The organism is Myroides sp. LoEW2-1 (assembly GCF_009767705.1).
GTDB classification, from domain to species: Bacteria; Bacteroidota; Bacteroidia; order Flavobacteriales; family Flavobacteriaceae; genus Flavobacterium; species Flavobacterium album_A.
In genome coordinates this window covers 1-458 of sequence record NZ_WSPP01000368.1, presented here as the reverse complement: position 1 = coordinate 458, position 458 = coordinate 1, and the positions used below count along the sequence as shown (strand labels likewise).

1 protein-coding gene is annotated in these 458 nt (G+C 30.8%); it reads left to right on the top strand.

Translation table 11 applies throughout. The features are described from left to right. The coding region (locus GOQ24_RS16040; protein WP_160340157.1) for a nucleotide pyrophosphohydrolase at positions 1–458 on the top strand (458 nt) is incomplete at both ends.

The following is a 458-nucleotide window of genomic DNA, read 5'->3' as shown; positions in this document are numbered from 1 at the left end:
ATCTATCCTCAAGTAAAAGTTACTATAGACAATATTCAAATCGGTGATACCATCGACGACAATTCGTATTCTCATGACGGATACCGTTACCATGATATTTTTCATTTTACTTTTGCAGCTATGTTAGATTGGTCTCCTTGTACTCGCTCAATGATGAGAAGAAAAAGAAAAAGTAATTTCAATATAGATAGAATTGAAGATGGTGCTAGAGCTGCAATTACAGAAGAATGTATTTCTTTGATGATTTTCAGTCGAGCTAAAAATAAAGAGTTTTTCAAAAACATTGATGATATTGATTTAGATTTGCTTTCTCTAATTAAAGAAATGACAACACCATTTGAAGTTGAATCTAGAACTATTGATGATTGGAAAAAGGCAATCTATGAAGCGTATAGAGTTTTTAGACTACTTTTACTTCATAAAGGAGGACAAGTTTTATTTGACACGACAAATAAAAT